This is a genomic window from SAR324 cluster bacterium, from assembly GCA_029245725.1.
In the GTDB taxonomy this organism is placed as follows: domain Bacteria; phylum SAR324; class SAR324; order SAR324; family NAC60-12; genus JCVI-SCAAA005.
On record JAQWOT010000372.1, the window covers coordinates 1 to 4,816 of the forward strand.

4 protein-coding genes and 1 pseudogene are annotated in these 4,816 nt (G+C 50.1%); 2 read left to right on the top strand and 3 right to left on the bottom strand.

The genetic code is table 11. The features are described from left to right. Both P8O70_20655 and P8O70_20660 read right to left on the bottom strand, forming a co-directional pair. Positions 1-567 (bottom strand): 2-dehydro-3-deoxy-6-phosphogalactonate aldolase (locus P8O70_20655; protein ID MDG2199252.1); only part of this gene is annotated, 567 nt, incomplete at its 3' end. Between the two features lie 10 nt (positions 568-577). Continuing rightward, complete coding sequence (locus tag P8O70_20660; GenBank protein MDG2199253.1) at positions 578-2,374, bottom strand: dihydroxy-acid dehydratase family protein; 1,797 nt, start codon at positions 2,372-2,374, stop codon at positions 578-580. A 211-nt stretch (positions 2,375-2,585) separates the two neighbouring features. On the opposite strand from P8O70_20660, the gene P8O70_20665 reads away from it, so the two are divergent. Beyond that, positions 2,586-3,509 (top strand): 2-dehydro-3-deoxygalactonokinase, encoded by a 924-nt coding sequence (locus tag P8O70_20665; GenBank protein MDG2199254.1) that lies wholly within the window; start codon positions 2,586-2,588, stop codon positions 3,507-3,509. 4 nt (positions 3,510-3,513) lie between these two features. Continuing rightward, complete coding sequence (locus P8O70_20670; protein MDG2199255.1) at positions 3,514-4,383, top strand: SMP-30/gluconolactonase/LRE family protein; 870 nt, start codon at positions 3,514-3,516, stop codon at positions 4,381-4,383. A 119-nt stretch (positions 4,384-4,502) separates the two neighbouring features. On the opposite strand, the pseudogene P8O70_20675 reads toward P8O70_20670, so the two are convergent. Next, positions 4,503-4,651: pseudogene (locus tag P8O70_20675) on the bottom strand (IS1 family transposase). Positions 4,652-4,816 lie beyond the last annotated feature (165 nt).

Below are 4,816 nucleotides of genomic sequence, written 5' to 3' on the forward strand. Positions count from 1 at the left end.
GGCTTTTCCTGGAGAGTAAAGAGCCGATCCGATCCCTGCCCCGTTGGAGACTACAAGAAAGTCTGCAAGATTCTCAGAGTTGACTCCCCCGGTAACAACAAGCAAAGTACCCTTTGGCAAAACCGCTCGCAGCGCCTTGCAGTATGACGGGCTGATTGCATCACCGGGGAATATCTTTAGAGCATCTGCCCCTGCATCCAACGCTTGAAAGGCTTCTGTGGGAGTGAAGACTCCAGGCACCGAAATCATTCCCATCCGCTTGGTTGCCTTGACCACCTCAGGGTTCAGGTTCGGAGAGACAATCAAGGTTCCCCCAGCGTCGGCCACCTGAGGAACTTGTTCCGGCTTTAAAACCGTGCCAGCTCCGATGAGAGCAGAACCGCTGTAGCGTTTGGCTAGCTGCTGAATACTCTGATACGGATCTGGAGAATTGAGCGGAACTTCCAGAATTCGATAACCAAGTTCAATCAACACATCCCCCACCTCATCTACCTCGTGGTGGGTAATCCCTCTGAGAATCGCAAGTAAGGGGACAGGATTCAGCCAATCACTGATCATCTTTTGCATCAGAAACTCCTCAATGATTGTCCCTTGGAACCCCTTTGCTCTGGGCAATTCGCTGATACTTGACAGCAGATTTCAAGACCATCCCCTGCGCTAGTTGATCAACGTCACGACGCTGTAGTTCCTGCCAGGGTGTTTGAGACTCGGGAATTGGGAATCCATCTCGCTCCAGCTTTTCACGTCTGCTGGCTAACTCTGCACCATCAATCAAGATGTCTGCACGACCTTTTTTCAGGTCAATCCGGACACGGTCATTCATTTGTACAAGGGCAAGACCTCCCAGAGCAGCAGCTTCAGGCGATGCATTCAAAATCGAGGGAGAACCAGAAGTGCCACTTTGTCGACCATCTCCAATGCAGGGCAACTCTTTCACACCTTGCTTCAGCAAATAATCCGGCGCACGCATGTTGACCACCTCAGCAGCCCCAGGATAGCCGATTGGACCTGCACCACGCATGAAAAGCAGACAGTTGGCATCAATCTTCAGGGAAGGATCATCAATCCGCTTATGGTAATCTTCTGGACCATTGAACACGATTGCTCGGCCCTCGAAAGCATCTGGGTCATCTGGATTTGAAAGATATTGTTCCCTGAATTCCTTGGAAATGACAGAGGTCTTCATGATGGCGGCATCAAAGAGATCCCCCCGCAACACCTTAAAGCCAGCCGCAGGCTTTAACGCAGTGTCGAAACTGCGAATTACGTCTGTATCCACAACTTCCGCATCTCGGCAATTCTCTCCAATGGTTTTCCCATTGGCTGTCATCGCATCTTCATGAATCCGACCGTGGCGGATCAGCTCCGCAACGACAGCAGGGACTCCTCCTGCATGATGGTAATCCTCTCCAAGATAGGCTCCTGCGGGCTGGAGGTTGACCAGTAATGGAATGTCATGACCATGATTTTCCCAATCATCGACCTCCAGCTCCACCCCTATATGACGTGCAACTGCATTGAGGTGAATTGGAGCGTTGGTTGAGCCACCAATTGCAGAGTTGATCACGATTGCATTCTCGAAGGCCTTACGAGTCAAAATGTCAGAAGGCTTCAAATCTTCCTTGACCATATCCACGATGCGCTTGCCAGTGAGATAGGCTGCTTGTGCCCTCTCTCGGTAAGGGGCGGGAATCGAGGCACTTCCAGGTAAGGACATCCCCAATGCTTCAGCGAGGGAGTTCATTGTTGTCGCTGTCCCCATTGTGTTGCAGTAGCCTGGGGAGGGAGCAGAGGAGGCTACCAAATCAACAAATCCGGGGTAGTCAATTTCGCCACGAGCCATCATCTCTCGTGCTCGCCAGACGATGGTTCCAGAGCCGGTTCGCTCTCCTCGGAACCAGCCGTTGAGCATCGGTCCACCAGAAAGGGTAATGGCAGGGATATTCACCGTTGCTGCTGCCATTAGCGCAGCTGGTGTGGTTTTATCACAGCCGATTGTCAGCACTACACCATCGATCGGATAGCCGTACAGAACTTCGACGAGGCTCAGGTAGGCAAGATTCCGATCCAAAGAAGCGGTGGGTCGTTTACCAGTTTCCTGAATTGGGTGAACTGGGAACTCAATTGCGATCCCCCCCGCTTCTCGAATGCCCTCCCGTACCCTTTTGGCCAGTTCAATATGAGGCCGATTACATGGCGATAAGTCTGATCCAGTTTGGGCGATGCCAATCACAGGCTTCCCTGACTGCAATTCTTCGCGAGTCAGACCAAAATTCAGATAACGCTCCAAGTAAAGAGCGGTCATGTCCGGGTTGGCAGGATTATCGAACCATTCCTGTGATCGAAAGCGTGTATTGGATTTAGACTGACTCATGTCTCCTCAATATGGATACTCAGTGGCGGATGAACGCAGGCGGCAACTTTTCAACTTGCTTCTGCAGGCTGCTCGAAGGATGAAGACGCCTCATCGTTGGAGTTCCAGCCTTCTCGCTGTTGGATCGTTGACAAAGTTACGACACTGCTTGAGTATGTCAAACAGAATTCTCAGAAGCAACAACTTAAACAGCTCATTTTTTTCAGAAAGTATGATGGAAAATCAGCAGGATTGGGTAGCAGTAGACTGGGGAACGACCCACTTTCGAATCTGGCGTATGCATGGAGATAAAGCCTTGGATGGACGCGAAGCATCGTGTGGTCTGCTGAGTCTGAAACGTGAGGAATTCGAACCCACATTGAAGGAGCATCTCCATGGATGGCCAACGGAGAGCCCTGTACTGATGAGTGGAATGGTTGGGAGTCGTCAGGGCTGGCAGGAAGCTCCTTACTTGCTCTTGCCGGTCTCACTGAAAGATGTTGCGATTGGTGCGGTAGATGTTCAAACGAAAGATCTGCAGCGCAAGGTTCACGTGTTGCCCGGGGTAGCTTGCCGAGAAGAATCAACGCCAGATGTTATGCGGGGAGAAGAAACCCAAATGCTAGGATTGGGAGCTGGGTCATCAGAATGGTCTGGAATGATATGTTTGCCTGGGACGCATTGTAAGTGGGTGAAAGTGAATCTGGGGCAGGTTCACCAATTTGATACCTATCTAACGGGCGAACTCTTCTCAATTGTGCGTCAGCACAGTATTTTACAGCATGATTTGGAATCAGAAGAGGTTGACGCAGAACACCCTGCTTTTGCGAAGGGTGTCTCAACAGGCTTTAAGGAAAGTACTCCCTTGCTGACTTCGCTCTTTCGTGTGAGAGCTACCTCGCTGCTTTTAAATCGAGATCCAGTTGCTAATTTGGCATTCCTGAGCGGTCGGCTGCTTGGTGAGGAACTGCGATCGGCGACCCAAAACATTGAAAAAACAGAGAAGATTCAACTGGTAGGGGAATCTTCATTGACCAAATTGTATGCTCGAGCGCTGAGTTTGGTCGGTCGAGAGGTAGATTTGCATTCTGGAGATGACTTGGTTCGGCAAGGCCTTACGGCTGCCTGGCAATTTTTGTATCCTCAAACGGAGTAAAACCATGGATTTGATGCAAGTTTGTAATGTCCCAGTCTGTGAGCTTGGCGAGGGAATATTCTGGCACCCTGAGCGTGGGAGCTTTTGTTGGTTTTATATTCTCGGCAAGAAGCTTTATGAGCAAGTTGAGGATCAGCCTGTCCGTGTGATTGATTGCCCTGGTAACGCAAGCGCTGCGGCTCGAATTGACGAAAAACGCTTAGTGGTTGCGGTCGATGATGGACTCCATATTCTCGACATGGTTTCCAAAAGCTGGGAGTCCTATCTTGCTGTGGAAGCAGACAACTCTGTAACTCGCAGCAATGACAGCCGGGTTCATCCCAGTGGCTCCTTTTGGTTCGGAACGATGGGTTGGAACGCAGAGCAGGGCGCTGGGTCCATCTATCATATTTCTAAAGGGAAGCTTCAATTGCTTTATCCAAACATCACCATTCCCAATGCAACTTGCTTTACTGAAGATGGGACTATTGGATATTTCGGAGATACCATTGAGAACACTGTCTGGCGAGTAAAACTGGATCAAAACACAGGGCTTCCTGTGAGTGAACGTGAGGTGTTTTTGACATTTGAAAAAGGGCAAGGGGGCCCAGATGGAGCTGTTGTGGACGCTGACGGGAATTTTTGGATAGCGCTTTGGGGTGGTTACAAGGTGGCTGCTTATCGTCCAGATGGAAGCAAGTTAACGGAGTTCTCAGCTTCTGCCAGTAACGTCAGTTGCCCGGTCTTTGGTGGCAAAGATGGCTCTGAGTTGAGAGCAACCACGGCATTGGAACACCTTGACTCTGCAGCTAGAGCCAATCAACCCGACGGAGGCAAGGTCTTCAAGGCTTCTACTTCCTTCCGTGGACAAGTCGAAGCAATGTACAGGCTTTAAACAGACTGAAACGTAATCCCATCTCTCCATCAGCTCAACTTCACAAGGAATTTGGCCTGTCCTCTCTTTAAATGAATCCTCACCACTACTTTCGTTGATTCATCGTTCGGCGTTGGAGCTTAAGGGTTGTTTAGCTTATGGATGAGCAGTTTCAAAGAGACTTCCAACATCGTTTTTGATTTGCTGTAGCAAAGCGTTTTACGATGGAGCCTGGCTAGATAATGTCTGAGTCGGCAGTTCAGTGATTCGATTTGTGTGGTGAAGTCTTTCCTGCGTAATGCTTAGCCTGTGGAATGAAATTCTCGTAGGCCTTCAGCAAGTCCGTGCCATAGCCCATCGTCGGCAGGTGCCTGATCTGTTCCCAAAGGACCCTACCGGTTTTGATCGTTCTTCTTCCACAGACAAAGCCGAGGACCTTGCCAAAGATGGAGTC